Annotated in this window: 23 protein-coding genes; 19 read left to right on the forward strand and 4 right to left on the reverse strand. The window is 45.9% G+C overall.

Going from position 1 to position 25341, the window contains the following annotated elements:
- The first annotated feature begins 14 nt into the window (after window positions 1-14).
- The 5 genes from QZT80_RS11205 (at window position 15) to QZT80_RS11225 (ending at window position 7036) form a co-directional block, all read left to right on the forward strand.
- A complete protein-coding gene (locus QZT80_RS11205; protein ID WP_295121748.1) occupies window positions 15-398 on the forward strand; it encodes a hypothetical protein in 384 nt (127 codons plus the stop codon).
- 165 nt (window positions 399-563) lie between these two features.
- Window positions 564-3341 (forward strand): TonB-dependent receptor, encoded by a 2778-nt coding sequence (locus QZT80_RS11210; protein WP_295121750.1) that lies wholly within the window; start codon window positions 564-566, stop codon window positions 3339-3341.
- A gap of 82 nt (window positions 3342-3423) precedes the next feature.
- Complete coding sequence (locus QZT80_RS11215; protein ID WP_295121752.1) at window positions 3424-4866, forward strand: hypothetical protein; 1443 nt, start codon at window positions 3424-3426, stop codon at window positions 4864-4866.
- A gap of 348 nt (window positions 4867-5214) precedes the next feature.
- Window positions 5215-5622, forward strand: a complete 408-nt coding sequence (locus tag QZT80_RS11220) for a hypothetical protein (protein WP_295121754.1) — start codon at window positions 5215-5217, stop codon at window positions 5620-5622.
- Window positions 5623-5734: 112 nt separating this feature from the next.
- On the forward strand, window positions 5735-7036 hold the full coding sequence (locus tag QZT80_RS11225; protein ID WP_295121757.1) for a porin: 1302 nt from the start codon (window positions 5735-5737) through the stop codon (window positions 7034-7036).
- A gap of 65 nt (window positions 7037-7101) precedes the next feature.
- Here QZT80_RS11225 and QZT80_RS11230 read toward each other — a convergent pair whose 3' ends face one another.
- Both QZT80_RS11230 and QZT80_RS11235 read right to left on the reverse strand, forming a co-directional pair.
- Window positions 7102-8151, reverse strand: a complete 1050-nt coding sequence (locus tag QZT80_RS11230; RefSeq protein ID WP_295121759.1) for an ATP-binding protein — start codon at window positions 8149-8151, stop codon at window positions 7102-7104.
- Window positions 8152-8331: 180 nt separating this feature from the next.
- Entirely contained in the window at window positions 8332-9018 is a 687-nt protein-coding gene (locus tag QZT80_RS11235) for a response regulator transcription factor (protein ID WP_295121761.1), read from the reverse strand.
- 265 nt (window positions 9019-9283) lie between these two features.
- On the opposite strand from QZT80_RS11235, the gene QZT80_RS11240 reads away from it, so the two are divergent.
- From QZT80_RS11240 to atpA, 7 genes are all read left to right on the forward strand, one after another.
- Complete coding sequence (locus tag QZT80_RS11240; protein WP_295121763.1) at window positions 9284-11497, forward strand: hypothetical protein; 2214 nt, start codon at window positions 9284-9286, stop codon at window positions 11495-11497.
- 222 nt (window positions 11498-11719) lie between these two features.
- A complete protein-coding gene (locus QZT80_RS11245) occupies window positions 11720-13390 on the forward strand; it encodes an ABC transporter ATP-binding protein (protein ID WP_295121764.1) in 1671 nt (556 codons plus the stop codon).
- Between the two features lie 286 nt (window positions 13391-13676).
- The gene (gene atpB, locus QZT80_RS11250) at window positions 13677-14870 is read left to right on the forward strand and encodes a F0F1 ATP synthase subunit A (RefSeq protein WP_295121767.1); all 1194 of its coding nucleotides are present in this window, start codon (window positions 13677-13679) and stop codon (window positions 14868-14870) included.
- A gap of 38 nt (window positions 14871-14908) precedes the next feature.
- Window positions 14909-15166: an ATP synthase F0 subunit C gene (gene atpE / locus QZT80_RS11255; RefSeq protein WP_078670146.1), complete on the forward strand. Its 258-nt coding sequence runs from the start codon at window positions 14909-14911 to the stop codon at window positions 15164-15166.
- Window positions 15167-15258: 92 nt separating this feature from the next.
- Window positions 15259-15753 (forward strand): F0F1 ATP synthase subunit B, encoded by a 495-nt coding sequence (gene atpF, locus QZT80_RS11260; RefSeq protein WP_295121772.1) that lies wholly within the window; start codon window positions 15259-15261, stop codon window positions 15751-15753.
- A gap of 51 nt (window positions 15754-15804) precedes the next feature.
- Window positions 15805-16365, forward strand: coding sequence for an ATP synthase F1 subunit delta (gene atpH, locus QZT80_RS11265; RefSeq protein ID WP_295121774.1), 561 nt, complete (start codon window positions 15805-15807; stop codon window positions 16363-16365).
- Window positions 16366-16453: 88 nt separating this feature from the next.
- Window positions 16454-18031, forward strand: a complete 1578-nt coding sequence (atpA, locus tag QZT80_RS11270) for a F0F1 ATP synthase subunit alpha (protein WP_295121776.1) — start codon at window positions 16454-16456, stop codon at window positions 18029-18031.
- Window positions 18032-18148: 117 nt separating this feature from the next.
- On the opposite strand, the gene QZT80_RS11275 is transcribed toward atpA, so the two are convergent.
- The gene (locus tag QZT80_RS11275; protein WP_295121778.1) at window positions 18149-18568 is read right to left on the reverse strand and encodes a hypothetical protein; all 420 of its coding nucleotides are present in this window, start codon (window positions 18566-18568) and stop codon (window positions 18149-18151) included.
- Between the two features lie 4 nt (window positions 18569-18572).
- Complete coding sequence (locus QZT80_RS11280; protein WP_295121780.1) at window positions 18573-19079, reverse strand: hypothetical protein; 507 nt, start codon at window positions 19077-19079, stop codon at window positions 18573-18575.
- A gap of 73 nt (window positions 19080-19152) precedes the next feature.
- Between QZT80_RS11280 and QZT80_RS11285 the strand changes: the two genes are divergently transcribed.
- The 7 genes from QZT80_RS11285 (at window position 19153) to QZT80_RS11315 (ending at window position 25323) form a co-directional block, all read left to right on the forward strand.
- Entirely contained in the window at window positions 19153-19662 is a 510-nt protein-coding gene (locus QZT80_RS11285; RefSeq protein ID WP_295121782.1) for a hypothetical protein, read from the forward strand.
- 112 nt (window positions 19663-19774) lie between these two features.
- Complete coding sequence (locus tag QZT80_RS11290) at window positions 19775-21931, forward strand: TonB-dependent receptor (protein ID WP_295121784.1); 2157 nt, start codon at window positions 19775-19777, stop codon at window positions 21929-21931.
- 45 nt (window positions 21932-21976) lie between these two features.
- Window positions 21977-22618, forward strand: coding sequence for a hypothetical protein (locus QZT80_RS11295; RefSeq protein ID WP_295121786.1), 642 nt, complete (start codon window positions 21977-21979; stop codon window positions 22616-22618).
- Window positions 22619-22709: 91 nt separating this feature from the next.
- Entirely contained in the window at window positions 22710-23321 is a 612-nt protein-coding gene (locus QZT80_RS11300) for a hypothetical protein (protein WP_295121788.1), read from the forward strand.
- Window positions 23322-23333: 12 nt separating this feature from the next.
- On the forward strand, window positions 23334-23951 hold the full coding sequence (locus QZT80_RS11305; RefSeq protein WP_295121789.1) for a hypothetical protein: 618 nt from the start codon (window positions 23334-23336) through the stop codon (window positions 23949-23951).
- Window positions 23948-24244, forward strand: a complete 297-nt coding sequence (locus QZT80_RS11310; protein ID WP_295121791.1) for a transcriptional regulator — start codon at window positions 23948-23950, stop codon at window positions 24242-24244. The genes QZT80_RS11305 and QZT80_RS11310 overlap by 4 nt, the downstream gene beginning before the upstream one ends.
- A 233-nt stretch (window positions 24245-24477) precedes the next feature.
- Window positions 24478-25323, forward strand: coding sequence for a class I SAM-dependent methyltransferase (locus tag QZT80_RS11315; RefSeq protein ID WP_295121793.1), 846 nt, complete (start codon window positions 24478-24480; stop codon window positions 25321-25323).
- Window positions 25324-25341 lie beyond the last annotated feature (18 nt).

Genomic DNA, 25341 nt, shown 5'->3' on the forward strand with positions numbered 1-25341 from the left:
GATAAGAAATTTAGATGAAGATCCTGAAGTTACATCCTTTAATGACCGTATCCCTATTGCAAATGCAGTTCCAGCGTTTGCTGAATTGTAATGTTACCGTGTATATCAAACACTCGCTTGCCAACGCTTTTGATACGCTGAAAGAAGCGGGGCTGGACGAAGCCGATATGGTGGAACATCCGATTGATGAAACACTGAGCCTCCGCGAATTCGAGGAAGAGTTGGAAGAGAAGTACAACTTCAGCCTTGAATTGTGTAAAACGGACTCAAAGCCATTTTTGAATAAAAGCCTGCGATTGTTTCAATTGGGAGAGCCCAAAGTTAACACACAGGCGCTGCCCGATATTTTGGTACCCAACGTTAATCCACCGTTCCCCGGCCTCAGCGCGTCGCTATAATTCCTTTACTATGGCCATTTTAGCAGTATTTCTCCACTGCACGGAACCCTCGTCCGTGTTAACTATTCTTTAATGATTTCTTAACAATTAACATTCTGGTAATATTGGCTTAACAATGCGGTAATGCTATGCTGGTAGTTTTGCGTCGAAATAAACAAACAAGTAGTGAAACGCATAACTATCGTATTACAATTTATTTTCGCCTTACTACTGGGTACTGCCCAGGTATTTGCACAGGGCAACGGTAAGGTGACGGGTAAAGTGACAGACAGGAAGTCGGGAGAGGCACTTATCGGTGTTACTGTAATTGTTCAGGGAACATCTACCGGTGCTGTTACTGATGTGGAGGGACGTTATAATATATCTGTTAAAGCAGGTACCTATACTTTACAGGTAAAATACATTGGTTATCAAACCAAAGAAATTTCTGAAGTAGTAATTAAGGCTGGTGCTGTAACCAACCTGGATATGACGCTGGACGAACCTAAGTCCGAGAAATTGAACGAGGTGGTGATCAAAGGTTCTGCAAGAACGGAAACACTGAATTCACTGTTAACGTTCCAGAAAAATACGAATACGGTGGCGCAGGTCGTATCTGCAGAAACTATTCGCAAATCGCCGGACAGAAATACATCCGAAGTATTGAAAAGGGTGTCCGGTGCATCTATGCAGGACGGTAAATACCTGGTAGTACGTGGTTTGGCCGACCGTTACAACCAGGCGATGGTGAACGGTGCGCTGATGTCTTCTACAGAGCCGGACCGTAAAACTTTCTCTTTTGATCTTTTTCCTTCGGCAATTATTGATAATATCATTATCAATAAAGCAGCTACGCCAGAAATGCCGGCCGAGTTTGCAGGCGGCCTTGTACAAATCAATACGAAAGACGTACCAGACGAGAACTTTTTTACAATTAGCGTTGGTACGGGTTATAACACCTCTCTTTCCGGCGAAGACTTCAAAACTTACAAAGGCGGTAAACTCGACTTTTTCGGGTTGGACGATGGTGATCGTAAACTCGGAAGCAGCTTCCCCTCTTCATCCGCTGTATCTGGCGGCAATCCTGCCGACAACGCAGAATTGGGTAAAAGCCTGAACGACGTTTGGGGATTAACCGACAAATCGGTTCCATTAAATGGTAGTGCGCAGATTGCTGGTGGTTTCACCAAACGTTTGGACGGCCAGAAAGGTTGGGGCGGTGTATTTGCACTCAATTATAATAAGCAGAACAGGGTTCTCAACGTTGAACGTAATTATTATGAACTTGATGAATCTCCCGAGTTTCTTTACAGGGATAAAGTATTCGTTCAGAATTTACTATTGGGCGGCCTTGCTAACTTCACCTATCGGACCGGTTCTTCAAAGATCAGCTGGAAAAACTCCTATAATATCAGCAGTAACGATCAGACAACTACACGTGAGGGACAAGATATCGACTCTGACAGGAGCTATGATATTCGCAGCCAGGAACTCAGTTTTGTATCCAACAAACTTTATAACACGCAGCTGATTGGCGAACACCTGCTTAGGGGCAGCAATATCAAAATTAAATGGAACGGCAACTTTGCGTTGACCGACCAGGACATTCCAGACCTTCGGCGTCTGAAATATACATCTCTTAATAGTGATGGTAACTATGGGGCCAATATCCAGAGAAATACAGGAAGTCCGAGAAATGCAGGTCGCTTTTATTCCGATTTACAGGAGATCCTTTATGGCGGATCAGCCGAGGCTTCCAAAACCTTTAAGGTTTGGGGACGTCAACAGCAGGTAAAAATAGGAGGCCTGTACCAGCGTAAAGACCGCGATTTTAATGCACGCGCGTTGGCTATTATCAGGGCAGATAATGCGGTCACTGAACAATTGATCAACCTGCCACCAGACCAGATACTCGCTAAGGAGAACTATGGTCCTGATAAATTCTACCTCGATGATCTTACCAGCACAACAGATTCCTACACAGCATATTCCAATCTTGGAGCAGGTTTCCTTCAGTTCGATAACCAGTTCGGTGATAAGTGGAGATTAGTGTGGGGCGCCAGGATCGAGTACTTCCTCCAGCACCTGGAGTCAGCAAATGTAATTCCAAGTCAAAACTCCAAGACGGACGTATTACCGTCACTGAACCTGACCTATATGCTGAATGCCTCCACGAATATCCGCCTCGCTGCTTCTCAAACAGTTGCAAGGCCGGAGTTCAGGGAAATTGCCCCTTTTAGTTTCTACGATTTTGAAAGAAACGGTATTGTACTTGGTAACAGGGCACTGGAGCGCACAAAGATCTCTAACGTAGATCTGCGTTACGAAATTTATCCCAAGGCCGGAGAGGTTTTAACAATAGGTGCGTTCTTTAAATATTTCGACAAACCTATCGAAACAAACTACTTTACCTCAGGTGGATCACCAACTTTCTCTTATCAGAATGCGAAAAGTGCAACCAGTCTCGGTATAGAAGTCGAATTCAGAAAAAAGCTTGATTTCCTGAATAGTTCATTCCTCGACAACTTTGCCATATTCGCTAACGGAGCATTGATTAAAAGCGAAGTGAAGTTCCCTGAAAGCCTCAGCGCACTGTCGAATGACCGGCCGATGTTTGGTCAGTCTCCATACCTTATAAATGCGGGCCTGCAATACGACAATACTGAAATTGGACTGAACGCCTCTGTATTATTTAATGTAATCGGCAGAAGGATTGCTCAGGTGGGTAACGCGGATTTTCCAGATATCTGGGAAAGCCCCCGTCCTTTGCTTGATTTCCAGGTAACAAAGAAATTGGGTAAGAATAGCGAAGTGAAATTAAGTGCTTCTGATATCCTGAACAGGCCAGGCAGCTTCTATTGGGAGATGAATGATAACAAAAAGTATGATGCCGGGAAGGACTATCTGATCAACAGATTCAGGTATGGCACTAACCTCAGTGTTCAGTACAGCTATCGCTTCTAGTAGTTGATAACATTAACTTAATGCGTAGTTAACATAGGAATAATAACTCAATTGCATTTTTGTATCTCATAAAATTGAAAAGATGAAAAAAATATTAGCAGCTTTATTAACCGTTTCCGCGTTTGTTGGACTGAATGCGTGTAAAGATGACAATCCAAACCCAAATGGTGGTGGCAATAAGGGTATTGATACTTTGAGCGGTGTTTATGAAAAAGATGTAAAACTCGCAGCCGGTAAAACTTACTACATAAGCGGGCCTGCTATTTTCAGAAAAAATTCAACATTAACAGTTGATCCGGGTGTTGTGGTGAAGGCGATTAAAGGAACTAAGGCCTGTATCATCATTACCCGCGGATCAAAAATCCAGGCACAAGGTACTGTTGATAAACCAATCGTATTTACGTCTAACCAGGCTGTAGGCGCAAGAGCAAGAGCTGACTGGGGTGGTATCGTGTTGTGCGGTATCGCAACTGTGAACTCTACACACACTGACGGTACAAAAAGAAGAATTGTTGAAGGGTTCCAAACCGGTGACGTGCTGACTGAAGACGATATCCTTGGTGGTGGCGGTAATAACCCTAATGACGAGGATAACTCAGGTGTTCTTAAATATGTAAGGATCGAGTTCGCAGGTATCGCACTGTCTACTCAGGCTAACTCAGAGTTGAACGCTCTTACTATGGTTGGTGTAGGCAGAGGAACACAAATTGACTATGTACAGGCTTCTTTTGGCGGTGATGACTCTTTCGAGTGGTTTGGTGGTACAGTTAATGCAAAACACCTGATCTCTTTCCGCGGTCTGGATGACGATTTCGATACTGACAATGGTTTTAAAGGTAAAGTGCAGTTCGGTGTTGCTATCAGAGATAAAGATGTATCTGACTCCGATGCTAACGGATCTTCTAACGGTTTTGAGTCGGATAACGATGCTGCTGGTTCTGATAACACTCCGCTTACAGCACCAATTTTCTCCAATATGACGATCGTTGGCCCTTATGCAATCAATGATGGCGCTAACATCCCAGGTGTTAATGGCACTCCCGGTAAAAACGTGTTCGCACGTGGCGCTCACATCAGGCTTAATAGCCAGCAATCAGTGTTCAATAGCCTCGTTATCGGTTTCCCTGTAGGTCTTTACCTGGATGGCGACAAAACCATCACCGGTGCTGTTAACGGTACTTTGGACATCAGGAATACTTTTGTAGGTGTAGCTCCTACTGCCCGTGTTTCTTCTAAAGTTGCTAATATTACCTTTGATATTAATACCTGGATTGGACTTGCCGCAAGGTCAAATAATACTGTACTTGCCGGTATCGCCGATTACAAACTGGCAAAACTGACTGGTTCTTTAAACCAGATTGATGCAAGACCAGTAGCTGGTTCACCATTATTGGGTGCTGCTGCTTTCACTGACACCAAAGTTGCAACAGGTTTCGATAAAGTTACTTACGTTGGTGCTTTCGCTGAGAACGATACATGGGCTACCGGTTGGGTAAACTGGGATCCTAATGCAACTAACTACTAGTCGTTATAAGGTTATAAGTATAGTTTTCATAAGCTGTTTTTTCACCGTCCCGCTTTAAAGCGGGACGGTTTTGTTTTTTGGGGATGCGGTACCTGAGTAGCTTGTAATGTTAACTTTTTCGGGTTTTGTAACTCACCGTTTTCCGGGCCGTTTAATAACTATGGCGCCTGTCTTCTACCAAGGCTGGCGTGGCAGGGGGCTGGGCGTCCCGGATAGATCTGGATGGCAGGAGCGCTTTTTCCATGGAGCCTTATGAATCGTGGCGCTGCAATTACGTAATTCTTACTTATTGGAGGAAGTAATAATAGCTATTGCTTGTTCTGTTGCATTCTTAAACATACATCATTTATGAAATTAATCACCCCGGCGGTAGTTGCCAGCCTGTTTATGATTTCCTGTTCTAAAAAAGAAAACCCTGAACAGGAACGGACCTACATGACAGGTACTTGGGAAAAAACGGAATGGAGAACTTTTTCGGATACTACCTGGCATACATCTGATGAAAAGTTGGTTTTAACCTTTCGCCGTAATGGCGCCGTTGAAGCCTTGATCGGGAATGATATGAAAGATTCAGGCACCTATCAATTGCAGACCGTGGGTTTTATGGGTGGGCAGATGTCAGGAGGGTTTCAGTTGTCGGGCCTTATCTTTTCCGGGCCATATACAGGTAATCCGCTACAGCTGCGTCTTTCGCATCGCGACAGTGGATCTGCGCCCGAAAAGTATATTACTGCCCGCTTTATCAAAGTTAAATAACGTCAAATACTGCTGCTGCACATCGGGTAGAACTACTGCTGTGTTAACTAATTGTTACCAAATTGTTATGTAACCGTTTTCCGGCTATTTTTGCGCAAATTATTTGTGACGCATGAAAAGAGCCGTACTTCCGGTAATGATTTGCCTGCTTATGTCGATCAGCACCATTTCCCGCGCCCAGTTCCTGATGGATATGATAGATACCACTACCGACGTGGGTAAGGGAATGTTCTCTATGTACAAGAAGTTCGACGCATTACGCCTGGGGGGCTATATGCAGCCTCAGTGGCAGCTGGCAGAGCGCCAGGGCGCAAAAGGGTATGCAGGAGGCGATTTTCTGCAGCATGTAAATAACCGGTTTACGCTTCGTAGGGGGCGTATAAGGGTTGATTATGAGCGTTATACGAGCGAAGGTTTCCCGGTAGTGCAATTTGCTTTCCAGTTCGATGGTACCGAACGTGGCGTAAATATCCGCGATTTCTGGGGCCGCTTTTTCGAGAACAAGTACAGTATGTTCTCGCTCACCACAGGCATGTTTCCCCGCCCTTTCGGCTACGAGATCAACCTCTCTTCCGGCGATCGTGAAACGCCGGAACGCGGCCGGATGTCGCAGATACTGATGCGCACCGAGCGCGACCTGGGCGCGATGATTTCGTGGGAACCGCGCCGCAGCAAAGATATTTGGCGCAAACTGAAGGTAGATGCCGGGTTCTTTAACGGCCAGGGCATGACCGGGGTGGCCGACGTTGATAGTCATAAGGATTTTATCACCCGTGCGTATTTCAGGCAGTTGAATGTATCTAAAAAGATGAAATTGTCTGTGGGCGCTTCCATGTTGTATGGCGGCATGCAACAATTTACGCCTTACATTTATTCGATGGATGGGAAGGCATTCCTGGTCGATTCTACCGGAAACGTAAATAAGGTAGCGCCGCGTCATTACTATGGTGCAGATGCGCAGTTACGTATTGCCAACCGGGTTGGTTTTACCGAACTGAGGGCGGAGTACATCCGTGGTACCCAAACCGCCACAGCGACTACTACAGAAACTCCGGGTGCCATTCCGCTGGCAGGTGGTGCCCCCGCGCCGCTATACATCCGGCCATTCGACGGAGCTTATTTCTACTACGTACAACACATTGCCAGCCTGAAGCACCAGCTGATCATCAAATACGATTGGTACGACCCAAACCGGAATGTAAAGGGCAAAGAGATCGGAAGTGTCGATGATGGTCTTACCGGGGCAGATGTTCGTTATAATACGCTTGGGGTATGTTATCTATACCACTTTAACCAACAGCTGAAAATGTTTTTTAACTATGATGTGGTACAAAATGAAAGTACCAGCCTCGAAGGATTTGAGGATGATTTGAAGGATAATGTGTTTACAGCACGACTGCAGTTCCGGTTCTAAGATTACCGCATAAGAAAGGCCGCTTCGTATTCGAAGCGGCCTTTCTTATTATTATCAGCTAAATATTATTCTCTTACTGCCTCCAGCGTAAAGCCGAACGTAGAACCTACTTCCTGTTTGCTACGCACATTGATTGTTTGCCCGTGCGCTTCGATAATATGTTTAACGATGGCCAGGCCAAGACCAGTACCGCCAATATCACGGCTGCGTGCCCTGTCGGTACGGTAAAAACGTTCGAACACGCGCGGCAGATGTTCTTCCTGCATACCAATACCATCGTCGGATATTTCCACAAGCAGCGTTTTGCCGTCGAGGTTGTAAATGCTGGCTACCGTAGCGCCTTGCTGTTTACCATATTTAATAGAGTTGTCGATCAGGTTAATCAGCACCTGGCGAATTTTCTCCTTATCGGCCAATACCTGTACCGGCGCTTCGCATCCTTTCTTAATACTGAATTTAATTTCCTTGCCTTTAGCCTTTAGTGAAAGCGTGTCGAACACATCGCGGATCAGGTCCTGTATCACGAATATCTCGGCATTGATAGTCATTTCGCCGCTTTCGAGTTTGGATATTTCATCCAGGTCGTCGAGCAAGCGGCAAAGGCGGTCGATGTTTTTGGTAGCGTTTTTAAGGAACATCCGGTTTACGGTCGGGTCTTCCATGGCACCATCCAGCAATGTATGTATGTAACCCTGCACGGCAAAGATGGGTGTTTTCAGCTCGTGCGAGAGGTTCATCAAAAACTCTTTACGGAAAGCTTCGTTCCTGCGCAGGTTGTCCAGTTCTTCCTTTTTCTGGCTGGCCCATTTTTCCACATCCTCACTTACTTCCTCAATGGTTTTAAGGGGCAGGATATTTTTGTTAAAGAAGTCTTCCCTTTTAGTAGCCTTGGTCTGGTAAATGAATTTGTAAATCAGTTTTATCTTCCTGTAAATGAAGTTCTGCAGCGTGTACAGGTACAGGTAGTACGCCACCAGGAAGGTGAGTACAAACGCAATGCCTACCGTTTTAAAGCTGGGATCAATGAACATGGTGCCCAACGCTGCTACTATGGAAAGTACCAGGGCGGTAAAAGCGGCTAGTTTTTGTGGTGACAGGTTTTTTGCTTTGAGCATACTCCAAAGTGAGTAATGATTGTAATACAGGGAAATTAAACTAAATTTTTTATTTGCCATAACAAGCACTTGGCGCCTTCACATGTAAAGCTTCAAAAAAGAAGGGAAAGATACAATAAAAGAATACGAAGAAAGTGCATTCACACCTTCCTCGTTTACTTTATAAAAGTCGGTAAAGATTTACATTTCGAATTTATAACCTACGCCTTTAACGGTGGTAATAAGGTCGATGCCTATTTTCTGGCGTATTTTGCGGATATGTACATCAATGGTACGATCGCCCACAATTACTTCGGTACCCCATACCTGGTTCAGGATTTCATTGCGAAGGAAAACGCGGCCTGGTTTAGACGCCAGCAGTTGTAACAGTTCGAATTCCTTTTTAGCCAGCACGATTTCCTGGTCTTTGTAGGTAACTGCGAATTTTTCGCGGTCGATGGTGAGGTCACCCAACAGCAATTTTGTTTCCTCTTGTTTATAGAGCCTGCGGAAGAGTGCGTTAATACGGCTAACCAGCAATTTGGGTTTGATGGGTTTGGCTATATAATCGTCTGCTCCCATGTTAAGACCTTCAATTTCCGACTTTTCGTCGTTGAGGGCCGTGAGGAACAGGATCATGGTTTCTTTAAATTCGGGTAGTTTGCGCAGATCGCGACAGGTATCGATGCCATTTTTGTTGGGCATCATGATATCGAGCATGATCAGGTCTGGGCGGAAAATTTTAGCTTTCTGGATCGCTTCGCTGCCATCTTTGGCAATTACGGTGTCGTATCCCGCGCTCCTGAGGTTATAGCTGATAATCTCGAGGATGTCCGTTTCATCATCTACAACCAGTATTTTGCCGGCAACCGCTTGGTCCATCATCATAAACATTTGTTTTATTAAGACGCTGCAAAATTAACCACATGAGGCCATGATTAATGGAAAGTTAACATTATGTAATTGTTAATTCGACACCGCCTCATAAGCATCTTATAAACAGCAAGTTACAGAAAAAAAATGGGTCGGCTTTCAGCAATCAGAAATGCACTGCCGGAAACTGCCATTTCGGCGGCCGCAAAGGGCCTCTGCTTTGACGGAGGCAAATTTGGTCGTAAATTTGCAGTATAGATGAGAGTGTAAATCATTATTAATGAGAAAATTATTGATAATCATATCATTTGGAGTAATTCAAAGTGGATGGTTATATGCACAAAATGGAAGTAGCGGCGGGAATGTTCAGATACCTATAGGGCGCCAGGGTTTCCACGATAATATCGACAAAGAGCAGGCGGAAGCCCTTAAATTCGGTAATAAAGGAGTGGAAAAGCCAGACGTGGTTAAAGTTTCGGACGATAGAAGCCTGAACCTTCAGGTGACCAATGCCCTGATTAAACAGGTGGATGCGATGCAAAACGAGATAGAACTCGATTCTGCACTGGACCATCGTTTAAAGATCAAATACCTCTCGGGCCTACAGCAGGTGCTGAAAGACTACAATACCAAACGCGCTTACGGCCGCATTAATCCGGAAGAAGCGCCAGCTATGGTGGCGGCTTATCGTAATATGATGAAAGCTAATGTAGCGGGCAAAAGCATTCTGCCATATGTTTCCAGTTTATCCTGGGAGGCGGGGGAGCGTATCATAGAACCATTCCAGGATAACGTGGGTTACAAAGACGCTAAAGTGGAGATGTTCGGCAAGTTTGCGTTTGAGAACATCGAAACAATCATGCCCAAACTGGGGCCTTACCTCGAATACCCGATCACAGACTCTATCATAGCTGTTGTGGCCAGGAAGAACCCTAACCAGGTGCTTACCTACGCCACTTCTTATACGCCCACTGCTTCGGCCATCCGCCGTAACAGGGACCCGCTGGTGCAAACCATTGTGAGCATCGGCCGCTCTAATCAATCTACGAAAATATTACCTTTTATAGATGAGATTTTGGCTGGCAGAGCCACTGTAAGCGACCTGGAAAAAGCGGTGGAGAACGATGAACAGTACTTCCGCCAGATGGTGAAAACCACTATACAGTTGCAAAAACGGAAGGTGGACGGCGAGCAGATACTGGGCATGAAGGCGATGAATGACAATATGAAGGCGAAGGCCCTGCGGTACATCCGCGAGGTGAATGACCTGCATGAGGAACCCGCGCCCGTGCGTTTCCGTATCGTTAAAGACTTTTCGCCTGAAGAGCTGTACTACCTGATCATCAATGGTCAGGAGGAATTGTTTACCTCAAGTTATACAAACCACGCCGGTGCCGGCATGTACGACCAGATGATGGCGCGTATGAAACCGCCGCGTGGCGATAGTTTGCTGTTACTGGTGAGCTTTGACCACTTTAAGAAGTTCCTGGCAATGGCCGCAGGTTTCAATACGCTCGACCACTTCCTGAAGTCAATGGATGCCAGCAACTCCACTTACCTGATGCAGAAGTTCGTGCGTGCCCTTGAAAAAACGGAAGATCTGGAAGATGCGGTGGATGTGGCTAACTCATTTGGCAGTATACGCGACGAAAAGCTGATGGCCCTGTTGCGCTCTGAGGTACAATCGAATTTTGCTTACGTTAGTAAAAAGAAAGACAGGCGTGGTATCGTAATTTACGAACTGCTCAGCAGCCTCGTTGCCCCGGAAGGCAAAAACGGCGATTCGGCCTGGGCCCGCCAGATGTCTGCCAAACTGCAACTGCCGCCGATCAACTTCGTAGAGTTTAATTCTCTGCAAAGCGATAGCGGCCGCATTTATCAACAGGTGTTCTTTTATGGCGATAAGGACGGACAGGATTCTTATGGCAGCTTTATGGGCAACTTCCCTTCCAGTGACTGGAAGGTGAGCAAAAACGCGCACTGGACAACTATATCATCCATCAAAGGAAAGCCTACTACCATTTTCGCGAATAACCCGATAGACGAACCCGGAGACAAGGAAGCGATCAGTAAACTGGGCGAATACCTCGACGAAAAAGGGATTCACCCTACGATATTTATTCACCGTGGCCACAGTTACCATGTTAACACCACGCTTGATAACCTGCAAAGCACTGCCCGTATCGTAGTGCTGGGTTCCTGCGGTGGCTATCATAACCTGGCCGTGGTTTTGGAAAAGGCGCCGGAAGCGCACATCATTTCTTCTAAACAGGTGGGTACCCGCTGGGTGAACGAGCCTATTATCCGCAGCCTGGAAGACCAGATACGCGCCGGCAAAAATGTAGACTGGGTAAATATGTGGGCTTCCCTGAGCAAGAAATTTGCAGGCGACGCCCGCAATAAACCACTGTTCGACGACTATGTGCCACCACATAAAAACCTGGGGGCCATTTTCATCAAGGCATACCGGCAGATCATGAAAGATGAAAAGTAAACACACTATAGCAAGGGAGAAACGAAAGTTTCTCCCTTGCCGTTTATACATGGGCACCATGCAATTAGGTAAAAAGCAGTAGGTTTGTAAACCAATTATTGGAAAATACGTAATCTGAAAGTTAAGGTGGAGAATCTGGCGGTTAAGAAGGTTTTTGATACTAGTTTGTTAAGGAGGGTATTTTCATTCGCTCGCCCCTACAGGCGCTCGTTTTATCTTTCCATGTTCCTTACAGTGTTGCTGGCGGTATTATCGCCCGTGCGCCCTTATCTTATCCAGTTGTCGGTAGATAAATACATTGCCAACGACCTGATGCAGCTGCTGTTTACCGTTACCATGCTGCAGGTGGGTTTGCTGATTGTGGAAACCGTGGTGCGGTTCTTTTTCTCTTACCTCACAAACTGGCTGGGCCAGTCGGTAATTAAGGATATGCGGGTGGCGGTGTATAAAAAGATCGTTCGCCTCGACCTCGCCTTTTTCGACAAAACGCCCATCGGTACTCTTACTACCCGTACCATTAACGACATTGAGGCCATCAACGACATATTTTCCGAGGGCATTATTTCCATCGTAGCCGATGTGCTGATGATCGTCGCCATACTGGGCGTGATGTTTTATGAGGACTGGCGGCTTACGCTCATCAGTCTGTCTCCTTTCCCCGTACTCATTTTCGCCACATATATTTTTAAAGAGAGTGTAAATAAATCCTTCCACCGGGTACGTAACGCGGTATCGGCGCTCAACGCCTTTGTGCAGGAGCATTTAACGGGCATGGTGGTGGTGCAGGCGTTTTCGGCAGAGAACAGGGAGTTCGGTAAGTTCCGCACGATCAATAAAGACCATCGTAAAGCTAATATAGACGCCATTTTTGCTTACTCGGTGTTTTTCCCGATCGTGGAAATTATACTGGCTATTTCTTTAGGGTTGATGGTTTGGTGGGGTGCTAATAAGGTGCTGAACTTCGAAGTGACCCAGGGTGTGATGATCGCTTTTATCATGTACCTCAACATGCTGTTTCGCCCGCTGCGCATACTGGCCGATAAGTTTAATACCCTGCAGATGGGTATGGTGGCCAGTGAGCGTGTATTTAAAGTGCTGGATAGCAATGAGTACATACCGGACAATGGCACCCATACTGCCGAAAATATGAAGGGCGGTATCAAGTTCGATCATGTATGGTTTGCGTACAAAGATGATCGTTATGTACTGAAAGACATTGATTTCGAAGTAAAACCAGGACAAACAGTGGCCATAGTAGGGCACACCGGTTCCGGTAAAACCACTATCATCAGCATACTGAACCGGTTGTACGAGATCCAGAAAGGCACCATCAGTATAGATGGCATTCCGTTGCCAGACTATAAACTGGAAGCCCTGCGCAGCAGGATAGGGGTGGTGTTGCAGGATGTATTCCTGTCGTCCGGCTCCATTTACGATAACATTACCCTCCGCAACGCCAATATCAGCCGGGAGCAGGTAGAGAGTGCGGCCAAACTCATCGGCATGCACGAATTTATTATGCAGTTGCCCGGCGGGTACGACTACCAGGTAATGGAGCGGGGCAGCACCCTGTCGCTGGGGCAGCGCCAGCTCATTTCGTTTATCCGCGCCTTATTATATAATCCGGCCATCCTTATTCTCGACGAGGCTACCTCTTCGGTGGATACAGAATCCGAGATGCTGATCCAGCATGCTATCGACAAACTGATCGCCGACCGTACCGCCATCGTCATCGCCCACCGCCTGTCCACTATCAGCAAGGCCGATAAGATCATCGTTTTGGATAAAGGGGAAATTAAGGAGATGGGGAACCATGAGGAACTGTTACAGGTCGAAGGCTTTTATCATAAATTATATATGATGCAGTTCAAGCAGGCGGAGAGCCCCCTCTAAACATTTTCCCCGACCTCGTCTGTTTTTTGCGCTTGCCCGAAAACTTATATAGATTTTTGGTTAGGAAGCCTCATTTTATATCATTTCTCACCTACTGGGCTCATATGTGAATTTTATTCATTTAAGTAGGGGCGTTTCAGGGACGCAAAAACTGATTTTAATCAGGTTGATTTTTTGCCTTAAACATTTGATATTTACAGAATTACAGCAGTATGCCCCTTTTTTTTATACGCTGGGTTTAAAATGAACTAAAATCGCATATCTTTGCGCAAAATTTCAGAAAGCGGTGATTTCTTTTAACAAGTCCAAATATAGTCTGGTAGCCCTGTTTGTGGCATTTTGCATGGCTGGTTACAGCCCTGCCAACGCTCAGCATGCTGAGCACAATGACACTACTGTTCACGAGCATGACCTGGCTAATGAAGCTGGTCATGATGCGCAAGCCCATGGCGAACATGAACAAAAGAAAGGTTTTGACGCCAAAGAAGTAATTCTTGGTCACGTAAAGGATGCTCATGACTGGCATTTCTTCAGCATTGACGATTTTCACGCGACTATTCCTCTTCCTGTAATTATTTACCACCCTACCCGTGGTTTCTCTTCTTTCTCCTCCTCCCGTTTTGAGCACGGCCATGCAACCTACGAAGGTTACCGCCTGCTGGACGAGCATTATATTCACGAAAAAGGTCTTGACCCGAATGTTTATTCGGCGGGTAAGATTGTAGAAGTAGACGAAGCTGGTATGCCAACAGGCGCTAAGATCCAGGACTGGTCTATGACTAAAAACGTAACAGCGTTGTTCATTGCTACCGGCTTATTGCTGGTGCTGATGATCGGTGTGGCGAATTCTTACAAAACACGCGGTGTGAAATCTGCTCCCAAAGGTTTCCAGAGCCTGATAGAGCCGGTGATTATCTTTATCCGCGACGAGGTAGTGAAACCGAACATTCCCGGTTACCGTGCAGAGCGTTTCACTCCATTCATTCTTACCGTATTCTTCTTTATTCTGATCAATAACCTGTTTGGCCTGTTGCCAGGCTCGGCTAACGTTACCGGTAACATCGCTGTAACTGCTGCACTGGCGCTGTTTAGCTTTATCGCTACCTGCTGGGCATCTAACAAACATTACTGGGGTCACATCGTTAATCCTCCTGTTCCGGTATGGGTTAAACCAATCCTGGCGCCGGTAGAGCTGATCGGTGTATTCACCAAACCAATTTCCCTGATGATCAGGTTGTTCGCCAATATCCTGGCCGGCCACATCATCATCCTGAGCATTGTGTCGTTGATTTTCATTTTCGGATCGCTGAATAAAGTAGCCGGTTATGGTTTTATGCCTATCTCCATTGCGTTTAACCTCGTAATGATGATGCTGGAACTGCTGGTAGCCTTTATCCAGGCGTTCATCTTCGCCAACCTTACCGCGGTGTTCGTTGGTCAGGCAATGGAAGGTGCGCACCACGACGAACATCATCACTAATTTCGAAACATTTTTAATTTCACAAATACATATTCATTATGGCACTTTTAACTGTTTTATTGCAGGCTGCTGCTGCTTCTGGCCTGGCTAAGGCTGGTGGCGCTGTTGGCGCTGGTATTGCTGCAATCGCTGCAGGTATTGGCGTAGGTAACATCGGTAAGAGCGCGCTGGAAAGCATCGCTCGTCAGCCCGAAGCTGCAAACGACATCCGTGCAAACATGATCCTGGCTGCGGCGCTGGTAGAGGGTGTTGCCCTGTTCGGCGTTATCGCGGGTCTGCTCGCTGTTGTACTGTAAGAACAACCTTTAATTACTGCATCCGGCGCATAGGGCAAAGGATGCAGTAATTGTATTTTGATCTAAGTAAATTATTTAAATACATCTCTAATATGGATCTGTTATTGCCTGCGTTAGGCTTGTTCGTCATCACTTTCGTAATTTTTGGTCTCGTTTACCTCATCCTCAAGAAGTTTGCCTGGAAACCAATCCTGGGAGCACTGAAAGAAAGGGAAACATCCATCTCCGACGCTATCGCATCTGCAGAGCGCGTTAAAGAAGAAATGGCACAGATGAAAGCCGAACACGAACATGTTCTGGCCGAAGCTAAAGCCGAAAGGAGCAAGATCCTGAAAGAAGCGAAAGAAGCGAAAGATCAAATCATCGGCGAAGCTAAAACACAAGCCCAGGCCGAAGCGAAAAAGATCATCAACGAAGCTTACAACGCTATCGAAAACCAGAAACAGGCTGCCCTTACTGATGTTAAGAACCAGGTTGGTAAACTCGCTGTAGAAGTAGCTGAAAAAGTACTGCGCAAAGAACTGGGTGGCCAGGCCGCACAGGAAGCCTACATCAAAGAACTGGCTGGAGAAATTAAACTGAACTAATTTATATATACCATTCCGGCGCAACCGGGAAGGTCATCAGAAAGAAACAATATGCAAAATCCCCGTTTAGCATCCAGGTACGCGAAAGCATTAGTTGACCTGGCCGTTGAAAAAAATGAACTGGAAACAGTGCATACCGATATGCAACTGTTGAAGGCGATCTGCAAAAGCAACCCCGATGTGGTGGCTTTGCTGAAAAGCCCTATCATTAAAGCGGACAAAAAGGTGAAAATCCTTGCTGCCGTGCTGGAAGGTAAGATCAGCGCTATCACTGCCGGTTTTGTAACACTCCTGACTAACAAAGGAAGGGAAAGCACCCTGCCGGAAGTAGCAACGGAAGTGATCAGGGAATACAATGTGATCAAAAACATCACCAATGTAAAGATCACTACTGCCGTTCCTGTAGACGCATCTACGCTGGAAACGATCAAAACTAAAGTTGAACAAACTGCAGGACGTAAAGTTACCATGGAGTCGGCCGTAAATGCTGACCTGATTGGCGGATTTGTACTGGAAACAGGCGACCAGTTGTTCGACGCGTCTGTTCTTCGTGATCTGAAAGACATCAAAAAGCAATTCCTGGAGAACATTTATGTTCCCAACATCAGATAAAGTATAAAACAACAGCCGCTGCGTACCCGCAAAGCTGTTGTCGTTATTTTAGTTTAAACCTTAACGACGTTTTTAAAAGTTAATAATTATGGTTGGTATTAAACCCGATGAAATTTCGGCGATATTACGCCAGCAACTGAGCAACTTCAACGCTTCTGCGGAACTTGAAGAAGTTGGTACGGTGCTGCAGGTGGGCGACGGTATTGCCCGCGTGTACGGATTGAACAATGTTCGCTCCGGTGAACTGGTTGAATTTGAGAATGGTGTTAAAGCCATTGCACTGAACCTGGAAGAAGATAACGTGGGTGTGGTATTGATGGGTGATTCCGGCGAAATTAAGGAAGGAGCGAAAGTTCGCCGTACCGGCCAGATCGCTTCCATCAAGGTAGGTGAAGGCCTGGTAGGTCGTGTAATCAATACCCTCGGTGAACCTATCGATGGTAAAGGCCCTATCGCTGGTGAACTGTATGAAATGCCTATCGAGCGTAAAGCTCCGGGTGTAATCTACCGTGAGCCGGTTAAAGAACCACTGCAAACAGGTATCAAAGCGATCGACGCAATGATCCCGGTTGGTCGTGGCCAGCGTGAGCTGGTGATCGGTGACCGTCAGATCGGTAAAACTGCGATCTGTATCGACACCATCATTAACCAGAAAGAATTTTTCGATGCAGGTAAACCTGTATACTGTATATATGTAGCAATCGGTCAGAAAGCCTCTACCATTGCAGGTGTAATGAAAACCCTGCAGGAAAACGGTGCTATGGCTTACACTACTATCGTTGCTGCTTCTGCTGCTGATCCGGCTCCTCTGCAGTTCTACGCTCCGTTCTCCGGCGCGGCGATCGGTGAGTTCTTCCGTGATACCGGCCGTCCTGCACTGATCGTTTATGATGATCTGTCTAAACAGGCCGTAGCTTATCGTGAGGTGTCCCTGCTGCTCCGCCGTCCTCCAGGACGTGAGGCGTACCCTGGTGACGTATTCTACCTGCATAGCCGTTTGCTCGAGCGTGCTGCGAAAATCATCGCGAAAGATGAAATCGCACGTGAAATGAACGATTGCCCTGATTCTATCAGGCACCTGGTTAAAGGTGGTGGTTCACTCACAGCATTACCGATCATCGAAACTCAGGCGGGCGACGTATCTGCATACATCCCAACCAACGTAATCTCCATCACTGACGGTCAGATCTTCCTTGAATCTAACCTGTTCAACTCCGGTGTACGTCCTGCGATTAACGTAGGTATCTCCGTAAGCCGTGTGGGTGGTAACGCACAGATCAAATCCATGAAGAAGGTAGCTGGTACCCTGAAACTGGACCAGGCTCAATACCGCGAAATGGAAGCGTTCTCTAAATTCGGTGGCGACCTTGATGCTGCAACCAAATCCATCCTGGACCGTGGTGCACGTAACGTGGAAATCCTGAAACAGGCACAGTTCACTCCTTTCACCGTAGAAAAACAGGTAGCAATTATTTACCTGGGTACTAACGGCCTGCTGCGCGAAGTTCCTTTGAAAAACGTGAAAGCGTTCGAAGAAGCCTTCCTGCACGAAATGGAAGTGCGCCTGCCCGACGTTCTGGCTAACTTCAAAAAAGGTGGTCTTGAAAAAGCCGATACCGACCGTATGGTTGCACTGGCTAATGAACTGAAACCAAGGTTTGCTTAGTTTTTAAGCGAGTCTTAATCATACTAAAACGCTCCGGTCACATTGTGGCTGGAGCGTTTTGATTTTAGAGAGCAGAGCGAAACCGGGGTTGCTTAACACAAGGCCGATGGCATTAACTTAAAAATTTTTCCGGAAGCGCAAATAACTCCACACATGCCCTATCGCAAATGGAAGAACAAATAGTGGTATAAACAGGTTATCCTCGGTTAGTCCCTCCGTTTTTTTATAGATGGATGAGAAATGCTCGTACATCATATAACCCAGCCAGGCAAGCGAAGGCAGAAACCAGCACAACAGGCTAAGCAAGGGATTACTCCGGACGGCAATCTTGCCGTTAAGAAAGATACTGGTAGCTGCGATACAGGTGACCAATGCAAATGCTGCCACCACCATGGTCGAATAACCAACCATATCATAACCGTAGCTATGTCTTGGATCACCAGGCCGGATATCCACTAACGTAAGTGCATACCCCAGGGTAACGGTAATCACAATAATGGCAGGAATAAGGGCTGCGTAGGCGTAGTATTTGAACATAGTATTAAGGTTGTTTATTTCGTGCTGCTTCCAGTTGCCGGTGATAGTTATGAGCCATTCGGAGCAACTCGAGGTCGAAGTCGTCGTCGCCCTCCGTTCTACCATGCCCCAGGCTGATGTGATTGATCATCGCACCCTTATTAAAATAATAACGGGCTTGAAAGATCATCCCGATATTTTTAGTTTTAGGTTCAAACATTTTATAGTCTTCATAAATAAAGATCAGCTCATTGTCCTTAAAGTAATATTCCATGATCTCAGTACTTTCGTGGTCAACGATGCGGCTTATTACCTTTACAAGTGTATCACCTTTATAAAGCCCCGATAACGACGCGGTTTCCTTTTTCTGCATGTTCCTGAAAGCTTCATTCCGCAACACTAGCTTAACATATCCAGTGTCCATGTCAATGGTCCGCGTTTCCCTGCCTATCCGGTTAAGCGGGCCTACCTGCGCTTTTACGGTAATAGTTATAAGCATACAGGCGAAGAATAAACCGTGTTTAACAGGCATAGGGAGGGATATTTATGTAAATATAATCGTTTGCCCGATGATGCCGATTACGTTTGAAGTATATTTATATCCGATGAAAAAGCTTAAATACCTGCTGATTTTACTACCGTGGCTGTTGCCTGTGGCGGCTTCCGCGCAGATCTCCGACATCCGTAAAATCTGCACCACTATTAATACCGATACCGGCTATCAGCGCATACGCCTCGACAACGAATCGTATCTGGAAGAAATGACAGACCGCGGCGGATGGCTGGAAGGGCTGTACAAAAAAGAACAGCTTAAAAAAATGACAAGCTGGATCGGCTATTCAAACCGCATCGTAGTTACCGAATATTACTTCGATAAAGCACAGCTCATCTTCGTTTACGACCTGGAAAAGACCTTCCCATTAGATGAAAAGACTGGCGGCCTCGACGAAGCTCACCCGCTCGTTGCTTACGAGGGCCGCTACTACTACCGGCAGGGAAAAAAAATAGACGAGAAAGTGAGCGGCCGTAAGCCAAAAGGCACCGCGGAAAACTGGATATCTATGGCTGAAGACCTGCGTTTATTAGTAGATAGTAATAGGGAAGCGCAGGAGTAGAGTTTAAATAAAATATTTTTGATTGATAATCAGTGAGATAGATTATTTGTTTGTTTTGTAGTTTGGTTTATAAAATAAACCAGTTTACATTTGATACATCAAACAATGATGTATGTCCCCTAAATCGCTTTACCTGTTATGCCTCATGGTTTTACCAATATTGGCGCAGGCACAAACCAAAATCAGCGGTAAAGTTACCGACGCTAAAAAACAGCCCTTGCCAGGCGTGAACATATATATCAAGGGCACTTATGATGGTACAACCACTACAGCCGATGGCAGTTATTCATTCAGCAGCACGGCCAAAGGCGAACAGTTATTATCCGCCAGTCTTATGGGGTATAAAACACTGGAGCAAACAGTGAATCTGAGTGGCGCTGCAATTGTACTTAACATCAACTTAAAAGAAACCATGAATGAATTGAAGATGGTTACTATCTCCGCGGGTAGCTTCGAAGCCAGCGATGAGAAGAAAAATACCATCCTTAAATCACTTGATATTGTGACTACCGGTGGCGCTAATGCCGACATCGTAGCAGCGCTGAAAACGTTGCCTGGCGCGCAGCAGGTGGGTGATAAAGAAGGATTGTTCGTGCGCGGTGGTACCGGGTATGAAACGCAAACCTTTATTGATGGTATGATGGTACGTAACCCATTTTACTCAGGCATGCCCAACTTCGCTGCCCGCGGACGTTTTTCGCCTTTCCTGTTTAAGGGCACCTCATTCAGTAGCGGCGGTTATTCTGCACAATACGGCCAGGGCATGTCGTCGGCTCTTGTTCTTGAAACCAACGATCTGCCTACCCGTTCTTCCGCTTCAATAGGTATTATGACCATTGGCGCAAACGTAGGGCTGGAACAGCTTTCGAAAGATAAAAAGAGTTCCTTTACACTGGAAGCAGACTACACCAATCTGACCCCTTACTTCAAAGTATTTAAAACATTACAACAGCCGACTACATACCCTGAAATTGCCGGCGGCTCACTAGTTTATCGGCGTAAAACATCTAAAACCGGTATGCTGAAGGCCTATGTATATGGCAACTGGAGCCGCTTCGGCTACCAGGGCAAAAGCCTGGAATACCAGGGTGACGAAGAACTATTCGAGCTGAAGAACTATAATATTTACAGCAATCTTACTTACCATGAAAATCTTGGTAAAGGATGGAAAATAAACACCGGTATTTCTTACAGTACTAATAAAGACCGTATTCACCTGGATACCATCGTAAAAGCAGCAGAGGCTAATGTGCGTACGCGATCGGATCTTTCGCAGGCAAGAGTTGTATTGACCAAAAGCCTGGGAGCCTTTTCACTACTGCGTTTCGGGGGAGAGTACCAGTATGCGGTAGAAAAAACGGCTTACAACCAATATCATCTCGATTATACCGATAACTATGGCGCCGGCTTCGTGGAAGCAGATATCTATTTTAGTCCGAAGTTAGTTGGCCGTGCAGGTGTGCGGGCGGAGTATACTTCGCTGATGGAGAAGACCAACCTGGCACCACGCGTATCTATGTCGTACAAGCTGGATGATAAAGGGCAGGTATCGCTGGCATATGGCGAGTTTTACCAAAAGCCGGAACAGCAGTACCTGCGCAGCAAACATGACCTGGAATATATGCACGCCACGCACTACATTGCAACGTATGAGAGGCGTTCCACCGCTTATACCTTACGTACAGAGGTGTTTTACAAGAAGTACCACGACCTCGTAAAAACAACGCCCGATATCAACAGCAATGGTACGGGTTATGCAAAAGGCGCAGAATTGTTCTGGCGTGATAAGAAAACCATTAAGAATGCAGACTACTGGATTTCTTACTCCTTCCTCGATACTAAAAGAGATCACCTGAATTATCCATATGAAGTGCAGCCCGACTTTGCAGCTAAACATACTGCCTCGCTGGTGTATAAACAATACTTCTCAAAAATAACGACGAACGTAGGCCTTACGTATAGTTTCGCAACAGGCCGACCTTACTACAATCCGAACCGTCCGGCCAATGAGTTTATGCACGATCGTACTAAAACTTTCAACACGGTTGGCCTCATTGCCAACTATCTCACTACGATCGGTAAAGCCTTTACGGTATTTGTTGTATCGGTGTCTAACATGGCGGGGCAGCGGCAGGAATACGGCTACAAATATTCAAGTGACGGCCTTCGCCGCGAAGCGATACGGCCCATGACGCCCAGTTTCTTTTTCGTAGGCATGTTCATGAGTTTCGGGATAGACAGGCGGCAGGAAGTAATCGACAATAACTAATCAACTTAATATATTCATCTCTCTAAACACAAAAAATCTAACTCGATGAAACGCATTTTCTTATTTCTTTTCTCCATTACCACATTTACATTGGCCGCTAACGCACAAAGCGCGCAGTATACAGAAGCGATGGAAAAGCAAGTAGCGGCAATTGACAAAAACGCCAGCAGCGAGGAACTGACGCAGGCGGGCAATACGTTCGAAAGAATCGCCGAAGTGGAAAAAACACAGTGGCTTCCTTATTACTACGCTGCCTACTGCAAAGTAATGCAGGCCCTTAGCGCAAAAGGCAACACCATTGATGCCCTGGCCGATCAGGCAGAACAGCACGCTGAAAAAGCCGAAGCATTAAGCAAGAACAATTCCGAAATAGCGGTTATACGTTCGTTGATCGCAACTGCCCGTATTAATGTAGATCCGATGGCCCGTGGGCGTAAATACGGCCCTATATCTTCGGGCTTTTTGGAAGCGGCAAAGAAATACAATGCAGACAACCCACGCATCTATATGCTGGAGGGCCAAAGCCTTTACTATACTCCTGAACAGTTTGGTGGTAGCAAGGTGAGGGCAAAGGAGAAGTTTGAATTGTCTTTAAAGAAGTTCAGCACCTTCAGGCCAGAAAGCAGCATTGCGCCGCATTGGGGCGAAGAGTATACTAAGAAGCTGTTAAGCTCGATCGGTAACTAAAATAGAGGCAACGGCTGGTGTGTATGGGTTTTCCGCCAGAACATCATATATTCATCAGCCGCTATTATCATACTGCAACAAAAATATTATTATGCAACAGCCGGAAAACCAGGATGCATTCTCTTATGAGGACAGCCTGAAAGTAATTACCCAAATGATTGAGCAGGCGAAGGATCGCGTGCTGAGCGACGGGTTTGATTATATGTTATGGGGCGCATTTGTGTGCTGCGCTGCGTTAGCTCAGTATTTTCTTATAAATGCCGGGGTTGGCTATCATTGGCTAGGTTGGACAATACTGATGCCCTTGGGCGCTATCATCACTTTTTTTCGTAACTACGCCTGCCGGAAAAGAAGAGAGGTGAAGCTGGCTGTCATGGATATCTACCTGTCAGTGCTGATGGCATTCCTGGTTTCGCTTTGTATTATCATCTTTTCTTTTTCTGCCCTTGGGTATAAATATGGTTTAGGCGTGATATTAGTGTTGTACGGTTTGTGGATATTCATTTCAGGACGTATTTTTAAGTTTACGCCATTTGTACTGGGCGCGGTGGTGAACTGGGTAGGCAGCATCCTGGTTTTTAATTTCCTTGATTACCATAATACACTGCTCACAGTGGCTGCCGGGGCAATTTTCGGTTACCTGATCCCCGGATATTTATTGCGCCGCGAAGTAAAGATGAAAAAACGTTCATTAGCTTATTAATCTGATATACGCATGACACCTGAACAGGATAAACCGATGACCGGGCAGGAGAGCCTGGACCTCATACAGTCGATGATCAACTCGGCCAAAGAAAGCACTGTGAATAAAGGAGATGGTTTCCTTGTATGGGGCTGGATGTTGTTTATTTGTGCTGTATCATCTGCCGTACTGATTTATACAGATTACGCATCTCCGTTCCTGCCATGGAATATATTTATGCTGGTGTGTGTAATTATGCTGATTTACGGGATCGTAAAACCTCGTAAAATACCGCGGGTGAGAACTTATATGGGCGATTTATTCCGCAACTTTGCCACAGGATTTTACATTTGCGTGTTCATTGTGGTTTTTGCCATGAATTTTAATACTGTTTCCACCAGCATTGCATTTGCGTTTCTGTTGATGTTGTACGGTCTTATGATGTATGTAATGGGCGTGTCTATGAAACAACGGGCAATGATAGCCGGGGCCGTAATAACCTGGCTGTGTTGCATTGCTTCATTGTTGATGGCCAAATTGATTTTTGTAATGTCTTTCACAGCCCTTGCGGTATTGGCGGGCTATCTTATACCCGGTTATATTTTAAGGACAGAATGGAAAAAACAGCAACAAAGTGAAAAGGTAAGATGATGGATTTTAAAGAACTGGACCCGGTACTGCATTCCCAGCTACGGTTGGCAATCATGTCTGTGCTTATTAGCGTGAAGGAGGCGGAGTTTACGTTCCTGAAAGAGAAGACGAATGCAACGGCGGGTAACCTCAGTGTGCAGATCAATAAACTGAAAGATGCTGAGTATATAGAAGTGATAAAACAGTTCAAAGAAAATTATCCTCAAACCATTTGTAAAATTACCCCTAAAGGTATTACTGCATTTGAAGAATATGTGAAGTCGATACAATCTTATTTAAACACAGGTAAGTAATTCGATAGAAAAGATTAAATTCGTAGTAACGGATCCGCTTTTTTTTGCGGATCCGTTTTTTTTGGACATGTATACATAATCCCGCCACCAGAACCCAATACAGTAAAGGGTTTTCAGAGGACATGAAATTGACCCGAAAGGCTCCTTCTTTTTTGGCAGAACGCATGTACAGTGCAGTTACCTGTATTAACTTCAATATCCCGGTTTAACCCACAATTAAAAAAGACACCACTATGGAACTCCTCGATCAAAAGGTGCAGGTGGCACCCACCGCTGCGCTGGTATTGTTGCAGGCACGCGAATTATTTGAGGAAGGCATCACCAAAGATTACCTTTCTAATATTGATTTTTCTGCCGTACAAGGCATGTCGGACAAGTTGAACGATATGCCGGGAGATTTTGCACAGGTAGTACGCTACCGAAAGCAGTTCATTCGTTACCTGGCTGATAGTTACCTGCCCGAAAGCGAACCCGTACAGATTGTGATATTAGGGGCAGGCCTCGATCCGCTGGGGTTGCAGTTATTAGACAAACACGGTGGTGATATTTGCCAGGTATTTGAAGTCGATGCAGCGCATCTTGCCGAAAAGGAAATTCTTTATCGCAAAATCGCACCGGACATTAAGAACCTCCACCTCGTTCACTGCGATATTACCGATCCGCAGCACCTGCTCGAGTGCCTGGTAGTAGCAGGGTACGACCGCGATATACCTACTATTATAGTTTTTGAAGGAATAATTCATTACATCACACAGGAGAAGTTCTACGATATTATGCGTCGCTTCCGCACGCGTAACCGCACCAACCTCGTACTGATGGATTATGCGTTACCCCTCGATGATTTGCCTGCATCAACGGCGGTTACTTACAGGCGAATGCTACAGATGCTGGAAAGCGCCTTCAAGGTGCGGTTCTTCCTGCACAGCCGCCTTAATGTATTTGGGCTTATCGACCGGCTGGGTGGCGATGTATCTACCATCGACTCTCTGCAGGATGTGGAGTTTAAGCTCAATGGGCGTAATGTGAAGTATTACGATGCGGGAGACGGGTTCCTGGAAATGATTTCGTTTTACCTGTAAATAACAATGGCGGGGTAC

This window comes from uncultured Chitinophaga sp., assembly GCF_902168175.1.
In the GTDB taxonomy this organism is placed as follows: Bacteria; Bacteroidota; Bacteroidia; order Chitinophagales; family Chitinophagaceae; genus Chitinophaga.